The organism is Polaribacter glomeratus (genome assembly GCF_002954665.1).
Classification (GTDB): domain Bacteria; phylum Bacteroidota; class Bacteroidia; order Flavobacteriales; family Flavobacteriaceae; genus Polaribacter; species Polaribacter glomeratus.
In genome coordinates, this window is the sequence record NZ_MSCM01000002.1 from 418,240 (window position 1) to 438,076 (window position 19,837).

The 19,837-nt window shown below is 31.4% G+C and carries 12 protein-coding genes and 1 pseudogene; all 13 read right to left on the reverse strand.

The genetic code is table 11. From position 1 onward, the window contains the following. Nucleotides 1–5: 5 nt before the first annotated feature. The 13 genes and pseudogenes from BTO16_RS11880 to BTO16_RS11935 all read right to left on the reverse strand — a co-directional run bounded on the left by BTO16_RS11880 (nt 6) and on the right by BTO16_RS11935 (nt 19,759). Nucleotides 6–2,228, reverse strand: coding sequence for a glycosyl hydrolase (locus BTO16_RS11880; protein ID WP_105021900.1), 2,223 nt, complete (start codon nt 2,226–2,228; stop codon nt 6–8). Nucleotides 2,229–2,305: 77 nt separating this feature from the next. Next, the gene (rhaM, locus tag BTO16_RS11885; RefSeq protein WP_105021901.1) at nt 2,306–2,623 is read right to left on the reverse strand and encodes an L-rhamnose mutarotase; all 318 of its coding nucleotides are present in this window, start codon (nt 2,621–2,623) and stop codon (nt 2,306–2,308) included. Nucleotides 2,624–2,717: 94 nt separating this feature from the next. Further along, nucleotides 2,718–3,824 (reverse strand): glycoside hydrolase family 88/105 protein, encoded by a 1,107-nt coding sequence (locus BTO16_RS11890; protein ID WP_105021902.1) that lies wholly within the window; start codon nt 3,822–3,824, stop codon nt 2,718–2,720. Between the two features lie 2 nt (nt 3,825–3,826). Beyond that, the gene (locus BTO16_RS11895; RefSeq protein ID WP_105021903.1) at nt 3,827–6,100 is read right to left on the reverse strand and encodes a glycoside hydrolase family 3 N-terminal domain-containing protein; all 2,274 of its coding nucleotides are present in this window, start codon (nt 6,098–6,100) and stop codon (nt 3,827–3,829) included. Between the two features lie 4 nt (nt 6,101–6,104). Beyond that, the gene (locus BTO16_RS11900; RefSeq protein WP_105022896.1) at nt 6,105–7,454 is read right to left on the reverse strand and encodes a family 43 glycosylhydrolase; all 1,350 of its coding nucleotides are present in this window, start codon (nt 7,452–7,454) and stop codon (nt 6,105–6,107) included. A gap of 16 nt (nt 7,455–7,470) precedes the next feature. Beyond that, entirely contained in the window at nt 7,471–8,445 is a 975-nt protein-coding gene (locus BTO16_RS11905; RefSeq protein ID WP_105021904.1) for a Gfo/Idh/MocA family protein, read from the reverse strand. A gap of 50 nt (nt 8,446–8,495) precedes the next feature. After that, the gene (locus BTO16_RS11910) at nt 8,496–9,851 is read right to left on the reverse strand and encodes a glycoside hydrolase family 28 protein (RefSeq protein ID WP_211298232.1); all 1,356 of its coding nucleotides are present in this window, start codon (nt 9,849–9,851) and stop codon (nt 8,496–8,498) included. Between the two features lie 18 nt (nt 9,852–9,869). Next, nucleotides 9,870–12,860, reverse strand: a complete 2,991-nt coding sequence (locus BTO16_RS11915; protein WP_105021906.1) for a glycoside hydrolase family 2 protein — start codon at nt 12,858–12,860, stop codon at nt 9,870–9,872. Nucleotides 12,861–12,994: 134 nt separating this feature from the next. Further along, nucleotides 12,995–13,333 (reverse strand): hypothetical protein, encoded by a 339-nt coding sequence (locus BTO16_RS11920; protein ID WP_105021907.1) that lies wholly within the window; start codon nt 13,331–13,333, stop codon nt 12,995–12,997. A gap of 113 nt (nt 13,334–13,446) precedes the next feature. Beyond that, complete coding sequence (locus BTO16_RS11925; protein ID WP_105021908.1) at nt 13,447–15,561, reverse strand: polysaccharide lyase 8 family protein; 2,115 nt, start codon at nt 15,559–15,561, stop codon at nt 13,447–13,449. A gap of 175 nt (nt 15,562–15,736) precedes the next feature. Further along, nucleotides 15,737–18,760, reverse strand: coding sequence for a glycoside hydrolase family 2 TIM barrel-domain containing protein (locus BTO16_RS11930; RefSeq protein ID WP_262503077.1), 3,024 nt, complete (start codon nt 18,758–18,760; stop codon nt 15,737–15,739). 21 nt (nt 18,761–18,781) lie between these two features. After that, a pseudogene (locus BTO16_RS17980) lies at nt 18,782–18,910 on the reverse strand (hypothetical protein); the annotation flags it as partial. A gap of 54 nt (nt 18,911–18,964) precedes the next feature. Then, a complete protein-coding gene (locus tag BTO16_RS11935; protein ID WP_105021910.1) occupies nt 18,965–19,759 on the reverse strand; it encodes a sugar-binding domain-containing protein in 795 nt (264 codons plus the stop codon). Nucleotides 19,760–19,837: the final 78 nt, after the last annotated feature.

Here is a 19,837-nt window from a genome sequence, read left to right on the forward strand (position 1 = left end):
ATAAATTATTTCTCTACCCAAAATGTGCTACTTACAGGCGATAAATTTAATTGATATTTTGTGTACATTTCACCCTTTATTTTTTGATAAATTCCTTTTCTAAGATTAGAAACTTCTCCGTTTTTAGGGTTCCAATTTTCTAACTGAACTTTACCTCTTAAAAATACAGTTGTATTAATTTCTTGATCACTAGAATTTGCAAAATAATAGTTGTTTTTACCTTCTTTTACTTTGTGCAAATAAGAAAATAATCCTAATTCACTTTTAATTATTGGGTTATTTTCAAAATAAACAGAAGGATTTGGATGAAAATTTTCAATCGTTTTTTCTAGTATTTCTTTGGATGGATTTGCAAGAAAAACTGCTTTTCCACCTTTTTTATTCGTCTGAACTTGTCCGTTTTTAGACGCTTCTTTACCAAATAAATCATTGATTAGCGCAACAACTTGTTCATCTTTTCCTATTTCTGATGATTTTGATGGCAATAAAGTAGTTGCAATTACTTTTCCTCCTGCATCATAAAATTGTTTTATCTTTTGAAGTGCTTTTACAGAAATCACTTTACCACCAGGAATAATTATCACTTTATAGTCTTGATGATTTACTTTATTATTTAATATTATAGATTTATTTTCAAGTACATATGTATCAGTAATTAAAAATTCTGGATGTACAAACGTAAAATCTTGTCGAATTTCATTTGTTAAAATACTTCCTATTTGTTGATAATCGGCTTCTGGATATGCCCAAGTTCCTGCTCTTATATTCTCTGGAGCGTCAAAATAAAAACCTGCTTGTAAACTTTCTATAGGATATAAAATAGCGATTTCAGAAACTTTTCTTCCACCTTGAAGCATATAACAAGAGCGACCAAAATAATTATTATACGCAGGTAAAACTGGTGCTAACTTTTCACTTTCTGCAGAAATTAACGGCGGAATTCCTATTTTCTCTGGATTGTACCACATGCCATGAGGCACCATAAAATTAACACCTCTTACCAATAGTTCCATTGCAGCTCTGTACAGCATCTTTTCATCAACAGTATCCTCTTTAAACGCGCCATAAACCTCTGCAGAAACTATAGGTTTATCATAATAATCGGCAGCTGAGCTTATCATTTTATAACCATCTCGTCCATGACCATAATTGATAATTGCATCGGTTAAAGGAAGATCTGTATATCTAAAAAACTTAAAAATATCTCCATGCATGTCAACTGGTTGAATGGCGTAATTTCCTGGCGGATGACCTGTATTTTTTAAACCATATTTTTCTGTCCAGTTTTTTACTTGTTTTGGATATCCTTCTGCCAATAACTCTGATCGTGTATTAAAAAAAGCAACGCGTGCAGCTTCCGTTTCTAGCCCAATATCATACCACAAAGCAGGATAATATAAAGTTGGCGAAAACCCGTTTACTTCTTTAAATTTTTCGTTAAATTTACCTGTCCAAGTTCGTTCTCTTCTTAAAAAACCAACATCATCAAAAAATGTTAATTGAATGGTATTTTTAAAATACGAGCTAAAACGTTTTGCATATTCATCATACGTTAAATTTATAAACTGATCTACAGCAGCTGGATCCATCGCATCAACTGGCATATAACTTTTCCAAAAAGTTGCTGGCGTACACATATAAAATTGAACCGTCCAATTTCCTTTTCTAGGAAAATTCCAAGTCAATAATTTATTTTCAATAAAAGGAGCTAAATCAATACGCTCTTTTGTATCCATATCCATTCCTACCGCCGCCATTAATTTACCTTGAGGAACAAAACTTTTAAAAACAGCTCCTCTAATAATTTTAAATTCAATTTTTTCTAAACTTTTACGCACATGCTGCGGATAATCTCTTTCAATTTTTCCGCCAGCAGTTCCGCTCGGGAAACCAACATCATCATATAAGATAATATTCAAATCCATATTTTTAGCCTTCTCTAAAATAAGTTTGTATTTTTCAAAATACACTTCGCTTAAAAACTCTGGCGTCATATTATGCATCGGTAAAACAGCAATTCCGCTAAAATTCATCCGTTTAGCTTCTTGCATTTGTCTCTGAATTTCCGCATCTTCTAAATCTCCATTCATGTGCCAAAAAGGCATTGGCATAAACTGACTTAATGGGTTTTTAAAATTATTTTTGTGTGTAATTTCTTTGGATTGAGCAACTGAAAAAAAACAGTTTGTTAGTAGTAAAAAAAATGTAAAAATTAGTATCTTTTTCATCTGTGATTATTATTTTTTAGTTTTTGAGGTATATTTTGTGATTACATCTTTTAAAAAAAAATCAAAAAAGAGCTATACTACTCTAAATAAAACACCTCTTTAAGTGGTTTTGAGACCGGTGAATTATCTTTATTCACTTCCATAATATCTTTCATATAATCCCACCATTTTTTTACAACAGGACTTTCTGATAAATCTTGAGAACTAAAACCCCATTCCACTTTTTGAAAGGCAAAAAGCGTATTCGTTTCTTCATCAAAAAAAATAGAATATTCGCTTACACCTGCCTGTTTTAACAATACTTTTAATTCCGGCCAAATAGCATTGTGTCTTTTAAAATAGGTGTCTTTTTGACCTTCTTTCAATTTCATTTTAAAAGCTATTCTATTTTTCATTTTTCTAAACTGTTTTAATTTAAACCATTATTTGTTTGTTCCCAGTGATTTCAATGATTCTGGTAGATTTTTTTTTGGTTTAACCTCCTAAATATTAATTTTTTAGTTTTAAAACCTCACTTCCTGCTAACAAAAAAGCTCCTGTTCCGTAATTTTGCCAACTATTTGCGTCGGCTGGTCTTGGATCAAAACCAATATTTTGTACCCAACCAATCATTCCGTTTTCATGCTGACATTTAGCCAAAGCAATCCATCCTTTTTTTACCGATGGCAAGTATGTATCTTTGTCTAACATGCCGTTATTAACTCCCCAAGCCAAAGCAAATGTGAAAAAACCACTTCCGCTAACTTCACCATGATTAAAAGATTCTGGCGATAATAAACTTGTGCGCCACAAGCCATCTTCTGGTTGTAATGCTAGTATTTTAGCCGCCATTTCTTTGTACAAATTTTCGTAAAAAGCACGATGTTTGTAGTCTTTTGGCATATCATCTAACACTAAAGCCAAACCACCAATTACCCAACCATTACCTCTTGACCAGAATATTTTTTTGCCGTTTTCTCCTTTTTTATCAGATGGTTTTCCTTCCCATAAAAAACGAACATCTCTAGCAAATAACTGCTCTTCTTTGTCGTATAATAAATCATACGTTTGTTTGTAATATTTGTGCATTTCATCCAAATATTTTTCATCATTTTTTAATTTTGCATAACTCGCTAAAACCGGAGGCGCCATAAATAAAGCATCACACCACCACCACAGCGTTTGCATATCTTTACCTTTAATTCCTTCTCTCCAAGGATGCGGATCAAATAAATGCTGTTGAATAAAGGTATCTGTTGGTTCTAGGTTTACTAAATCTTTTCTAGTAGAATTGATGTAGATATATGCATATGAAATTGCAATATCATCTGCATGAAAAAATCTATTAAAAGGTTTCCACGCATTTCTATGTCCCATTGTTTTCAAGGCTGCTATAAAAGTCTGATTAGACGTTTCTTGATGCGCTCTAGCTACACCAGTATAATACGCTCCATTTGTCCAATCTGTAGGATCAACTGCATAAATAGGATGTGCTTCTTGCCATTCTAAAGCTTCCACCATTGCTTGTTCAATCTTTGATGTATCAAAAATTTCTTGAGCAACTGAACAGTTAAAAAGTGTAAAAACAGTTACTAGTGTTAAAATTGATTTCTTCATTTTTAATTTTTTAATTTAAAGTTTGATTCTAAATAGTTTTTAGATGATGTTCCTATCATTACTCTATAATCTCCTGCTTCAAAAATTTTCTCCATTTTGATGCCCGTAAATTCTAACATTTTTGGGGTGATTGTAAATGTTACGGTTTTACTTTCTCCAGGATTTAACTCAATTTTTTCAAATCCTTTTAACTCTTTATCTGGTCTGGTAACTGAGCCAATTTCATCTTTTAGATACATTTGAACTACTTCTTTTGCTTTTACAGTTCCTGTATTTTTTACGGTTACACTTGCTGTAATTTCTGAGTTTGGTGTAATTTCTGAACTCGATAATTTGATATCAGGATATTCAAAAGTTGCATAACTTAAACCAAATCCGAATGGATAAAGAGGTCCGTCTTCTAAAAATAGATATCCTTTTTTAAAGTTGATTTCTTTCATACTATAATGAAACGGCATTTGACCAATTGATCTTGGAACAGTAACTGGTAATTTTCCTGAAGGTGATACATCACCAAAAATAATTTTCGCAGTAGATTCATCTCCAAATTCACTCAAATCCCAAGTATCTAAAATTGCGTCTGCTTTTTCTGCAATCATATTAATTGATAAGGTTCTTCTATGTTTTAACACCACAATTACAGGTTTTCCTAAGGCTTTAATTTTTTCTACCAATTCGTCTTGAGCGCCAACAGGATCAATAGTTGCTCTGTCGCCTAAAGTGCTGTTACTAAAATAGGCTTCTTTGGATGTAAACTCATCTCCACCTAAAAACAGAATTGTAACATCTGCATTTTGCGCAATGTTTACCAAATTAGCAATTGCTTTTGGATCTCTTTCTAATAATTTTGGAGCACCACCTTTTTCATCAGTAAGTTGAAAGCCTTTTTCTGAAATAAAACTTACATTTTTACCAGCAACTGTTTCAAACATTGCTTTTGTATTTTCTTTTAAAAGCGGACCTAAAAGTGCTATTTTTATTGATTTATTCTTAGTTAAAGGAAGCGTGTTTTTTTCATTTTTTAATAAAATGATAGATTCTAAATCCGCTTCTTTTGCCAATTCTAAAGATGATTCTGCACGAACTCCTTTTTGCACTTCTTCCATATTTATATATGGATTATCAAACAAACCTAAAATGAATTTTGTTCTTAAAACACGTTTTACAGACCTGTCTATTAATTTTTCTAAAGCCGGATTTTTCTTCACCATTTCCGGTAAATATGCGTACGAATCTTCTGCATATAAATCAATATCAATTCCAGCTTCTAAACCCATTTGAGCTGCTGCTTCTGGTGATTCTGCTACTTTCATAAAATAATACAATCGTGCAATATCATTAGAATCGGAAACTACATATCCATCAAAACCCCATTCATCACGCAAAACACCTGTTAATAATGCTGCGTTTCCATGACTTGCAATTCCGTTTAAATCTCCATGAGAAGCCATAATTCCCAAAGTTCTTGCTTCCTTAATGGCAGTTTCAAAAGGCGGATAAATTTCATCAATTAATGTTCTTTCTGATATTTCAATCGCAGCAAAATTAGAACCACCCAACACTTGACCATAACCAGCAAAATGTTTTGCAACTGCGCCAATATGTGTTCCTTTTCCTAAACCTTCATAATTTCCTTGCACACCAATAATGGCGTTTTTAACCATTTCAGTAGTTAAAAAAGTGTCTTCTCCAAAGGCTTCACTCATTCTACCAAAACGCGGATCACGCACAACATCTGCTTCTGGCGAATGGCACATGTGCATCCCTCGCAAACGTGCTTCTTTACCAACCACATCCCAAATTCTGTTTACTAAACTCGGATTAAAAGAGGCTGCAGAAGTCATTGGTCTTCCAAATTTTGTAGACCCAGCTGCATCCACTCCATTGTAAGATTCTGTAACAAATAAAGCCGGAATTCCCCATCTATTATGGGAAATAATATATTTTTGCAATTCGTTATTTAACTTTGCCGCATCAACAGGACTCAAATGTTCTCCAGGATTTTTAATTCCGGCAATTCCTATTTTTAGCTTTTCAATTACTTTTTCAGATAATTTTAAATTGCCTTTTTCATCTGCTTCAACGCCAATATTTGCATGAAAAATTCGCATTTGAGCTACTTTTTCTTCTAAGGATAATAACGGTAATAATGCTTCTACTCTTTCATCGATTGATAAATTTGCATTTTTATAATCTTTAGAACTAGCTTTTGTTTGTCCGCTAGTTTGAAAGATAAAAGTGAGTACTGTTAATATTAAAATGTATGCTTTGTTCATAATTTTACTTTAAAAATTGAAAACTATCAAAGGTTACTAAATCTTGTTTTTTGACTTTAAAAACAAAACAAAGAGTTTTTATATTGGATAGTTTTTTTAATTTGAATTCTTGGTTTTTCTTATCAGAAACTGATAAACAAACTGTTTGTAGTAATTTTCCTTTTGGTGAATTTTCTCTGATTTCAATTTCCGTTTTTTGATGCACAGTAACAGAAAATGAAATCTTCTTTTTATCTGATAATCCTTTTATATTTTGATACACTAAAAAATCATTATTACTGATGTCATGCAGCACAAATCCACCATCTTTATTTTCTTTTTTTGAAATCCCTTCGGATATAAAATAATCTTCCGCTTCAATTTTTCCTTGATTTGCGTCGTAATTTCCAACGCCAATTGCATCAACTCTAATTATTGCCATTTCGCCATTTTCTTTATAATGAACGTAGCTTATAAAAGTATCTCTGAAATAGCGATTTCCTGTTTGGCTGATATCACAATACGCAAAATAGGTTTGATTGTGCCACTCAAAAAACGAACCATGTCTACCTTGTTGAAATCCAGAAGGCCAAGTTGGTTTGTCATATCCATCAGCAAAACTGTCTAAATTTAAAATAGATCCTTTGCAATCAAAAGGTCCATATGGACTATTTGAAACTCCATAAAAAACGCCCCAAGACAAATAATACTTTCCATTCATTTTATGCATAAAAGGTTTGTCATCTGTTGGTTTTTCTGTGTTTTTTCCATCTAAATTATAAGGCCCCTTCGGATTTGTGATTTCTAACTTTCTTGGTTTTTCTGCAAGGCTCATCATATCATCATTTAACTTTGCGATATAATAATCCCAAACACCGAAAATGATATAATGATCGCCATTATCTTCTAAAATGGCCATGTCATATTCATCCGTAGGCGTTAAATCTGATGTTAACAAAGGTTTCCCCAAAACATCTTTCCAAGGTCCAATTGGCGAGTCACCAACCACAACTCCTGTTTGCTGATTTCCTTCAGAAAAATACCAAAAATATTTTCCGCTTTTATATGCCACATCTGTTGCCCAACAACTTTCAAAAGGCTTTCCAATATAAGTTTCTTCTGGTTTTAAAACGCTTTCTTGTTTCCAATTTACCAAATCTGGCGAAGACCAAATCCACCAATCTTCCATCACAAATTTCTTGTTTTCTATGGATGTATCGTGCGATGCATACACATAGGCTGTATCGTTGAAAATGTGAATATGCGGGTCATTTAGACCTTTATTTGGCACAATCGGATTTTGTGAAAACACTGAATTCGATATCAATATTCCTAACACAAAACTTGATTTTAAAATGCTGCTAGTTAAATTCATTGTTGATTTGTTCATTTTAATTTATTCCGCAAAAAACATCCATAATTTGGGTAACAACTGCTGCTTCATGAATTGAACACGGATTTACATTTTTTCCTAAAAAGTATCCAACTGTTTTTTCGATCATTGGTTGTTGCACGTGCATAGGGTTTTTGAACTGATATCTTTCTTGTTTTCCTTTTAAAAAAATAATTATTTCATCCCCATAAAAAGAAAATGAAATAGTACCTTTCATACCATAAATAGTACAATTGTCTTTGTCTTCTTCTGCATTAAAATCCCAATTTCCTTTAAATTGTATGCCATTTTTAAACTGAACAAACCCTTTTACAACATCATTTGAAACTGTGTTCTTTTCTAAATCAACTGCTATAATTGTGTCAACTTCACCAAAATAATGAACCATTAAATCTATTTGATGTGGCCCAATATCATGAAAATATCCACCTCCAGAAATTGTGGGATTTGTTCTCCAATTATCTGCTATTTTTGCAATTAAATTTGCACTTTTTGATTGATGTATCGTAATTTCTGCTAGGGAAACATGCCCTATTACATTACTTTCTAACAATTCTTTTACAGTTAAAAATACTGGTAAAACCCTACGATAGTGAGCAATTGTTAACTTACTTCTTGATTGTTTAAGCGCATCAGAAAGTATTTTTGCTTCTATCGAATTTAACACCATCGGTTTTTCTAAATACACATTTTTATTAGCTTTTAAAACTTGTAATGCATATTGTAAATGTGTTGAAGGTGGCGTTGCAATATAAATAGCATTTATACTTTTATCATTAATTATTTCTGACGCATTTGTAGTCCACTTTTTAACGTGATGTCTTTCTGCAAAATCTTTTACTTTTTCTTCATTTCTGCGCATCACAGCAACTAAGGATGAGTCTTCTACTTTTTGAAAAGCAGGTCCGCTTTTGAGTTCTGTAACATCTCCACAACCAATAATTCCCCAACAAACATTTTCATCAATCTTCATATATTAATGTTTTTTTAGCTTTATTAAATCGACTTCCTTTGGGTTTTTTTCTAACTTTTTCCGTTGATAGAAACATTATCAAAAACAATATTTTTACCCTTTTTTAAACTGTAATCAGATACTGATTTTTCAATAAAAATATCTTTTAGTAAAATATTTTCTATTGGCAATTCTTCAAATCCTGCTAAATAAAAACCAGTTTGATTTGATTCTTTACAAGTGATATTTTCAATCATAAAATTCTTAAATTTCGTGGGATGAAATGCAGAGTGTTCTCCTTTATAATTTGGTTCAAAACGAATTAAGCTAGATGCAACAGAACCTGCTGTGATGTTTCTAACATAAATATTTTCGATGTATCCTCCTCTATCTAAATTGGATTTAAAGTAAATAGCATTTGATGATTTTGGAATCTTTATATTCTCTATAAATACATTTCTAACACCGCCAGAAATTTCACTTCCAATACAAACTCCGTTTATTTTTGAACTAAAAACGCAATTTCTGATAACAATATTTTCTGATGGTTGCCCAACTCTCCAGGCATCATTATCACGACCAGATTTTATAGCAATTGCATCATCACCAGTGATAAAATTACAATCTTCAATCAATACATTTGTAGACGATTCTGGATCACAACCATCGTTATTTGGATTATTACTAATAACAGTTACATCTCTTATAATAACATTATTACAATAAATTGGATGAAGTACCCAAAAAGGAGAATCTAAAATTGTAATGCCCTCTATACGAACATTTGTACAGCCAAAAGGCTCAAAAAAACCCGGACGTAATTTATGTCCTTCTCCAAAAACTCTTTTGTAAACGGGCACATTTTCTTTCCCCATTTTACGGAGAGTTTTTTTATCAGCAGCTTGTAAGTTTTTCCAAGAAGCAAAATTTTTAGAACCATTTCCGTTGATAGTTCCTTTGCCTGTTATGGCAATATTTTTAACTTGATATGCATAAATTAATGGAGAAAAATTATAAAGTTCAGTTCCTTCCCATCTTGTAATAACAGCAGGAAGATAATCGTTTTCATTTGTACTAAAATTTAAAATTGCTCCTGCTTTTAACTCAATATGAACGTTGCTTTTTAAAACAAGTGGTCCATTCATAAAATAATCTCCTTTTGTAACAATTATAGTTCCTCCACCATTGTCGCTACAGGTTGTAATTGCATTATCAAAAGCTAGTTTACAAGGTGTTTTTCCATCGCCTTTTGCACCAAAATCTGTAATTAGATATGACGTATTTAAAAATGAATTTACAGGATTTAATTGATTGATTATTTCATCCGCTTTATCCCAATTATTTTGAGAAAAACTAAAAGAACAAACTATAAAACATAGAATATATGTAATTATGTTGCTCTTTTTTATATTGGATTTAAAATTCAATTTTATTATAATTTTTGATTATCTTTTTTTAGCCATTACCGTATACATTCTGCAGTCTTTAGGCGCATCTCCATCACTATTTCCAGCCATAATAATACTTTCACCAGCTTTGGCTACTCTATTAAAAATTGACATAGTTACGCCGCCAACGTCTATATTATCACCAGTATCTTTGTATTTTTCTAATAAAAACTCTGGTCTTTTTACAGTGTCATCATGTAAAATATAGATATCCATATCTACACCAGCAATAAATTGCAGTTGATCTCTTGCCCAATATCTATTATCAGAATTTGGCGTTCTTACATATTCAGCTTCATTTAAATACCTCGGAATTACCGTGTAATTATATTCTAAATCTGTATGTGCTTTTTTACCCCAATGCATATTTGTTCTCAACATTGCTTTTCCGTTACCAGTATAACTAAACTTGGTAAACAACTCGCTTCTATTTTTAATTCCTACTTCGTAAGGTGGCATTATTGGCGTATAAATTGGCATTGGTTCCTCTGCAACAAAACCATCAATATAAACCTGAGGAAGTTGCGTTGTTAATCCGTTTTTAAGGGCAAATGGTAAAGAAGTTAAAGTAATACTTGCTGATGTTAACCCTTTTCTTGATGCAGTAATTGTTACATTTCCTGCTTTTAAAAGAGAACGGATTGCCACTCTATTGATACCTACTTCTGTATCTAAATACAAATTATTAGTAGTATTTGGTTTTCCACTATTATAACCTCCACGCCAAATTGCAGGGCCAGAAATGGTAAAATCTACTCTTGCAGCATCCAACGGACATCTATTACCCTCTTTATCTACTACTTCAAAGTCTATTAAAGCGATATCAGAACCATCTGCAAGCCATCCTTTTGAACCTGTAATTGATGTTGATTTTATTGAAACTGGAACGCCAACTGTCTTTTTAGTTTGCGAAACCACTAGTATATCATCAATAAAACCTTCTACTTTTATTTCGCCTGATTTCCATTCAACATTCTTAAACTTATATACATAACCATTTTCTGGTTCTGCATCTGTACCTAATAACTTTCCATTTACATACAGTTTTACTTTTGCGGTATTAGAAATTACATACATGTCTTTTTTTGTGCCTTCTTTATAATTCCAATGACCAATAACATGAATTTGAGCTTCTGGCCTCCACATTGCTTTTAGTGCAAAAAATGCTTCTTTTGGAAGACGAACTGCATCTACTTCGCCACTTGCTCTTGTAACTTCTGTAGGATTTCTTCCACCGTGTGTTCCATCAGAAAAAATCCAATTTGCACCTCCAGAATGATATGGTTTTTTACCCATTTTATTCCACCATTGATCGGCTTGTCTTACCGCAAATTCTTCTGAACCTATTGTATAGGTGTTTTTATCTAAATTTTTATGACTCCAAAAATTATCATCCGGAGAAAATTTATCCCAAATACGTCTTGGCGCTTCATCTCTCATATATTCGCTTTCAACAATTGGTAAATCTGGATATTCACGTTCCCAACCTTCTGTACCAATTTCTATAGATACATAGCCTTCAGAATCGTTTTTTACATCTGCGCGTCTGTTACCCATTAAGCGTTTTCCATTAGGATCGTAGGTATTTATAACTTCTAAAATCTCTTTGTAATGCGCTGCAGTTTCTGCCCAATTACCACCTTCCCAAATAAAAATAGAAGGATGATTTCTATAATACACAATCATGTCTCTAAAAGCTGCAATTCGAATTCTCCAAGTTTCGCCATCATCTTGAGATTCACCACTAACGCCTGGCATTAAGGTTACAAAACCGTATTTATCGCCCATAGCAATTTCTGCAGGAGAACCTGCAGAATGTCCCCATCTTATAAAGTTTCCTCCAGCTTCATCCATTAGTTGATAGGTGTAATCTCTTAACCAATCTGGCAGTGCAGCTCCTAAACCTGCCCAAGCATTTGTTGGTTTTTGCCCCCAGCCATGTAATTTTGCATATTCGCCATTGTTATGAAAACCTGAATCTACATTAAAATCGAAACTTCTAATTCCTAATGGAGTTTCATAACTATCTAAAACTTTATTTACATCTTTAAGAATCGTTAAAACCTTGTACATATAAGGATTTCTTGTGTACCAACGATTCGGGTTTTGAACACTCGAACTTGTTGTAAAGGTGTGTTTCTCTCCAGCTTCTATTTTTTTAGTTGCAGAAGAAACTGCTACAACTTTACCTTCCCTATCAATAATTTGAGCTTCAAAAGTTATTTGTTTTGCAATTTTATGTTCGTTCTGAACTTCTGCATTTATCGTTACATCTGCATTTTCTGCAGTAATATTTTCCGCAAAAATATAGGTTCCAACAGTTTTTAAATTGTCATAAAGTGGTAATGTAATGTGAACTGGATTCATGGTGTGTAAAAACACATTTCTGTAAATTCCACCATGAGTTGGGTGCCAATGTTCGTGATTCCAAACTAATGGATCATTGTCTCTAAAATTATCACTATTTCTGTCGTTATTTACTTTTACAGCGATTACATTTTCTTCTGATCCGAATTTTAAATACGGAGTGATATCAAACCCAAAAGGAATAAAACCTGTTTGATTTTGCCCAACATAATTCCCGTTTACATATACATCTGCAATTTGACGAACCGATTCAAACTCAATATATGTTTTTTTCGCTGCGTCTTCTTTTTCTAATTTAAAGTGTTTACGATACCAAACAGTTCCTCTCCATTGGTTTTTCTCTCCGTCATGATGACCAAGACTTAAATCGTCAAAAGTATCGATATCATTAAATGTATGGGGACAGCTAATAGTGCTCCAAGAAGCATCATCAAAATTTAAATCTTGCGCGTTTTCTGGATTTTCTTTAATAAATTTCCAGTCTGGATTAAAGTTGTACTTGGTTCTATTTCCTTCTGATGAAATTGCCGTTTCTGTTTTATCTTGAGTTTTTATTCCGCAAGAAGTAAAAAGAAAACCTGCAAACGCAAATAGAAAAAATGCTTTTTTATATTGTGTCATAAATGTTTTATTAATAATTTTATTTTGATGTTTTTATCAGAACTTATCCCAGTAAAATAAATACTACTTTTTTTAAATTATAAAAAAGGAATCCTTTCAGATTCCTTTTTTATAAGCAAATAATTCTATGCTTTTTATTCCTTTTTTTTTCTTTGCTCTTTCAAATAATTTGACCACTCAGCCATTTTTGATTTACCCAGAATTTTCATCATATCTTGACGTTTTTCTTTATCAAGAACTTTCATTTCTGTTCTTATTTGTGATTGATTTCCTGCATTATTTTTTCGTATTTCACCTCTTTTTAGATTGCTTTTTAGTTCTAAATTATAAATAGCAACTTCTTCTTCTGACGTTATAGAAATTACAGTTTTCATTGTTTCTACTGTTGCTTTTGCCTCCGTTTCAAATCTTTTTTGAGAATACGTTGATACTGAAATAACCATTAAAAATAAAACTACTATTATTTTTTTCATGACACAGTGATAATTTAAATAATGTACTAAATAAATTTGCTCTTAAATAAAAGCATTGCTAATTTAAAGGTAGAAGAATTAAATACTGTCCTGTACTATACTGTGAAAATAATTTATTTTTTAAGGTAAAATTTCACAGTCTTACCAGACTCATTGCCAGAAGGTAAATCTACTTTCAAACTATTTTTCTCATTTAAAGAATCCTTTTTATTTTCAATTACATACTTTTTAAAAAGAACTGTAACCGCTTCTAATTTTTGTGACGGATCACTTATAGAAACTTCAATTCCGAATTCTTTTTTTTGTAGTAAAACAATGCAAGGTTTATCAACAGAAATACCTCCATAAATGTTTGATGTTCCTGCTTCATAAAAAACAATACCTCCTATTTTTTCATCCGAAGAAATTACAGATTGCTGCGTTTTTGTATTTACAATTTGAAATGGTTTTTTAATTTTTAGTTCTTCCATTTTTTGCTTATTTGCATTCGGAACCAAAATATATTCATACCGTTTATCCTTCGGGTTTTTGCCGTGATCAAACCAAATTTTAAAAGTGCTTTCTGTTAAAATTACAGGTCTAAAACGCTTGGCAACGTTGTACCAACTTCCTTCTAAAAAACGAGTTTGAACTTTTACGTTGTCTTCATTTAAAAATAAATAACCAGTGTCGTCATGTAAAATCCAATCCAACTTCTTTAGTTCTGAACTATTAAATTTTTCTATTATTTTATTGTTTTCACTAACCATAATATCTCCTTTCAAAAATACTTGATTTACTGTTGTTGCTACTTTAAAATCAGTATTAGCTTCAATATCGGCGCCAAGACAAACAATTTTTTCATCAAATAGAAACCAAGATTTCTTTGCTTTTAAGCCATCTCTGTTATAGTCTAAAACTGCAATTCCGTTTTCATTATTACTAACTCCTCCAACAAATTCGCTATCGGTTTTAAAATCTGAAAATTTAATAATTGGTAATGGTTTTTCATCCTGAATAATGGTTGTTCCTGGCAACTGTTTCCAATCCCAAAAAGGAAAAATATCCTTATATTCATCACCATTTGAATATAGTAAAGAAACACCATCACCTAAATAATACCCTTGAATATTTTCTTGATTTACAGACTCTGTGCCAATTACTCGTTTTGAACTCATTTTTACTGAAAAGTAAAAGTCTTTTCTGCGATGAACATTAAAATCAGATTCCCAAAAATGCTTATTTCCACTTAAAATTTTAGAATCTTTTGCATGTTCATAAGCCAATGAAAAATCAGTATCCAAACTTTTCATTTTATCAATACATTTTTTTAACCTCTCATATTTATTAGACTGTTCATTTGGGAATAACTGTCTTCCAGAAGCATTTATGTCGTAATTTTTATTCCAAATTATCCATTGTTGACCTTCTAAAATATAATTTCGTAAAACCTCTATTTTATCCTCTTTAAATTGAAAAGGCGTATCATTTACAAACGAATAACACTTTAACATATCTTCTAAAAAAGACAAACCATAATTACCAAATTGAAGTTGCGCGCCATGTTCATGATACGACCAATCTGCTTTTACACCAACTCCTTTTGAGATTTGTAATTCGTTTTGAATAGATTTACTTGCAATGGCAACAGAATCTACTTTTCGTAAGAATAATGAACGCAACATCACATTTGTAGAAAGCCACACTTTGTTTTGCCCAGACATTTTAATTTTGGCTCTGTACAATAAAACCAATGCTTTTTCCTTTTGATTTTTGCTCAATTCATCTTCCATTAAAAAAAGTGTTGGCAACAATAATTCTGGAACTCCGATGTGTTGATCCCACCAATTTGTGCTTAAAAAATCATTATCAAGCCAATAATTTAATGATTGATGAATTTTTATGGAAAGGTTTTTATTCTGATAAAACGCTGAATTTTTATTTTTATAGACTATTGCAAAATTTTGAACTTTTTGCAAATGAAACTTCACTGGCCAATTTCCACGGATTTTATTTGTGTAATCTATCGATGAAAAAGAACCATTTTCTAGTAAATTTTCCAGATCTTTTTTTAATTCTTGATGGTCTATTTCTAAATTTAAATGATAATTTAGTACATTTTCATGTAATTTTTTTAAATCCTCTGGATACTCAATTTTATCAAAACTGTATAATTCAGATGGTTTTATACAACTTAAAAAGCTTATAAAACAGCAGATTAATAAGGTATTCATTAAATGTTGTTTCATCTCTAAATTTATTTTAAGTTTAAATTAATTGAATACTTATTTAAAGTATATAAAATGATTATTGCAATAGAAACCATTTGTAATACCTTCATATTATATGTTTTTTTAATTGTACTGATTACTTATTTTCTTTATTATTTAAAAATTTGAAATACTAAAAAACAGATTCTCTATGTTAATTTTTAATTTCAATTTCTAGCCAATTTTCTTTATTGTTAACGTCTGCTTTTAAAGGCATTTGAATTTTATTAGTTTCATTTTGTAATATAAACAAAGCTTTTCCTTTTTTTTCTTCGGGTTTTGTTGAGATTAATTTCCATGGAATTTTTAGCTCAAAAGTATTACCAACCATTTTATCCCAAGTATTAATTTTACCACTTGCATGAATAAAATTGAATTGCAATTTGGTAGCATCCGTCATTTCTTTGGCATTTATAATTGCTGTTTTTGCTGATATTTCGTCATTAATTTTACCATTTATCGAAACCAAAAATTTAGCATTTAAAACTTCTATTTTAATACTATCGTCGTTCAATCTTATCTCTTGTTTGTAATTTTTTGGTCCTGGAAATTTCTCACCTCCAAAAAACATTTTCTCCATAAAAACAACTCCAGAAATAAGCAAAGCATCCGCATTCCACATCATATAATTGATGGCGGATAAATTTAAATCGAAAATTTGAGGTCCTTCAACAGTGCTTTCTGATGTTAAATAAATAGGTTGCGCATGAATATATGGCGACACTAAACGATCTTCCATATCTTCTAACCATTCTTCTAAATTTCCATCCACTTTAATAGGAACTGTTTTTTTAATCGCTATTTCTGATAGTTTTGGTGTTTCTAAAAAAGGAATTGCAACACCTAAATTGGTTAAGATTTGTGCTAAAAATTCTTGTTGACTTGCAATTGGTTCTTTACTAAATTCAATAGTAGAAAGCAGTATATCTGAACCTTCAAAAGGAATAGAAATTAAAATAGGATGTGCTTTTTCTACTTTCCAAAAAGTGGAACTAGACGTAAATCCTTGCAATATAATTTCTGCTTTTTTTGGTATTTCTTTAAAATATGAATGTGCTAAACTTTTTTCAGTTGACATAAAATTTGCAGATGAAACTCCGTTTAATACTAGATGCTCATTAATTTTTGTAGCTAATAATCCGGTTTTTTCTTTTCCAATTTCAACACCGTCAAAAGTACTTGCTACAGCTGGCGATATTACCAAAACTTTTCCGCCTTTTGCCTGCCATTCTTTTATTTCATGTAAGGAAGTTCCATCAAAAGCAAATAGATAATCTCCTTTTTCTGGGTTGGCTCTTTCAAAAACCGATGCTTCTATGTTTACAAAATTAGCAACATCTTTTGCGTTTTTATCTCCTGCTATTTTAACTTTAGCATTTGCTATTTTTGGCTTTCGATTAGACAAATAATTAATCATATTCACCAACAATCCGTTTGCTTGTGCGTTTTCTATATTATCAATAATATTTAATTGACAAGCCAATAAAATTCCGTTTCCATAAAAAATTTCAGCAACACTTATTTGCTCTCTTCGAGTTCCGCCAGATAAGGTTGTCCAATTTCCTTGTTCATATTTATCATTGCTTGATGGTCTCGAAAACAAGTCGTCTGCTATTCGGCCATCATACAAATCCCAACCTTGTAAATTACTAGTATTTAGGTTTTTAAAAATAGGATGTGACTTTTGATAAATAGGTGCTTCAGTAGAAAAGAATAAATCTTTATTCAAACCTTCCCAACCCATTTTAGCATAATTATGTAAATTAGATTGATTTGCAGAACTAAACTGAAACTTTACAGGAAACCAAGTTGGCGCTTGATCTTGCTTTAAACTTAAAACGGCACCACCATTTTTTAAATACAATTCAATGTCTTTTTTTAAATTGGTTAAGACTCTATTATTTGCATGTTCTGGAAAAACCCAAATGACTTGGTCTTTAATTGCTGGTATTTCTTTGGATGAAAAAGCATTAAAACCAGCACTTTTTAGTTTAGAAACCAATTTTTCATCATCATAAACCTGAATCTTTTTTGTCTGATTTAAAATCGATTTTTCAAAAGGTTTGATAAAAAGTGTATCCGAAGAAATTAGTTTTGAGTTTACAGAAACAGAAGCAATTAGGTTTTCATTAAATTCAGGGCTTTTTAAGTTTAAAGAAATACGTTCTTGAGTTCCTGGCTTTAAAAAAACAGATTTCGAATATTCTTTTTGAAGCCATTTCCAGTTTACCATAAACGTGTTTTCTGTTTCGCTATCATTGCAAACAACTAACTCTTTTTTTAAAGTATCCCTTTTTTCTACATAACTTTCTCTTGGCCAAAAAAATGTTGTTACAGGTTGTAAACCATGTCGCATTTTTTGAAGTATAACTTCTGGTTGTGAGTATATTTTTGATCCGTCATAAAATTCAAAAAAACCACCATTTTCTATTGGTCTATTATCAAAAGATAATAATTCTGTTCTAAAAGGCATGATTCCTGCAACACCCATATTTCGCATTTCTAGAAACTTTTCTTCATAGATTTTAGCCTCTTCTAAATATCGTTCTTGTACCGATTTAAATTCTGCAGCATTAGATAAACGTTGTTCAGATCTTCCTCCAACCCAAAATTCACCCATAATTAAAGGGCGTGAATCTTTAGATTTCCAATCTTTCATAATTCGGGTATAATGTTCTTGCATGTGCAAAGAAACCATCTCCTGACTGTCATCAAACCAACCTGCGCCCGAATAATTAATGGGTCTTGTAGTATCAAATTTTCTAATATAATTGGGAAAATATTGAATCCATTGATAGGTGTCAAAATTAAAACGCAACATTTCATTTTCAACATCCCAAATAACTACAGAAGGATTATTTCGATCTCTTTTAACCCATTCTTCAAATTCTTTTTCTATGTTTTTTGCAAACCATTCTCCTCCGTTTGAATAAAAAGATTTATTTACAGACCAAATTGCAGATTGATTAATAAGTAAAATTCCGGCTTCATCTGCTGCATACATAATCTCATTTGGCGGCATCGTTGCATGAATTCTACAGGCATTTACATCGAATACTTTTTTATGCATTAAAAAGATTTCTCGATGATAATCAACATCTTCTCGACTGCTTCTATAGTGAGATTGACCACGTAATTGTGTTGGCACACCGTTTAAAACAAATTGTTTTCCTTCTATCCAAAATTCTCTAAAACCAAATCGAGTATCAAGAACATCTGTTTTATTTCCATGTTTTAAAGTGGTCCTTAACACATATAAATTTGGATGATTCGGACTCCATAATTTTGGATTTTCCCAAGCTACTTTATAAGTGTTTTTTCCATTTTCGTCTTTAGTTAATTGAACTTTTGGAAGCTCTAAAACTACTTTTTCTCCATTTGGTCAATGAAATATTTCAAAAGTTATAGTTGCTTTTTTATCGAAATTAGAAGTAACTTCATAGTCAATTTCTACGTTTTTTTGTCTTGTTGATGTTTTTATAAAAACGGATTTTAGATGAACCTCTTCTAACTCTTCAATAACAATTTTACTTTCAATACCGCCTTTTAACTTCTTGTTACTTTCTGGATTGTAATTTCCTAATCTTGTTGTACCAACTTGATTGTAAATTTTACCATTATCTAACGACGCACTTTGATCTCTTACAAAAATGGCGATACTATTTTCTCCTGATTTTAAAAACTCGTAGATATCAAAATCAAAAGGAGTAAATCCTCCAAAATGATGTCCTACAAGGTTACCATTGATATAAATTTCAGAAAATAGTTGGATTCTATCAAGTTTTAAAAGGTATCGTTTTTTCTGATTTTTCTCAATTTTATAATTTGAAATATACCAACCAGCAACGAAATCTCTTTCTTTAGCACTAAAATTGTGAGGTAATTTAATTTTCTCTGCTTCTAAAACAGGTTTTCCATTTTTAATAGGATAAAAATGCCAACTATTATTTAAAACAGCCGTTTTTCTAGCTTTTTTAGAAACCTTATTAAAACCTACAGCGGTTTGAAATTGCCAATCTAAAGAGATGGATTTTACCTCATTCCCTTTCTCTAGAAACCAATTAGAGTTCACGTCGCCCCTTATTTTTTTAATATATGCGTCACTTGGTTGTGCGTTTAGTATTACGCCATAAAATAATAGCGCAAAATAAACACCTATTTTTAAACTTAATTTCATGTTGAGATATGCTAATGCTTAGAAGAACGATGAAACTATCGTTTAAAAATTATTTCATCTGAATTCGTTAAATATTTT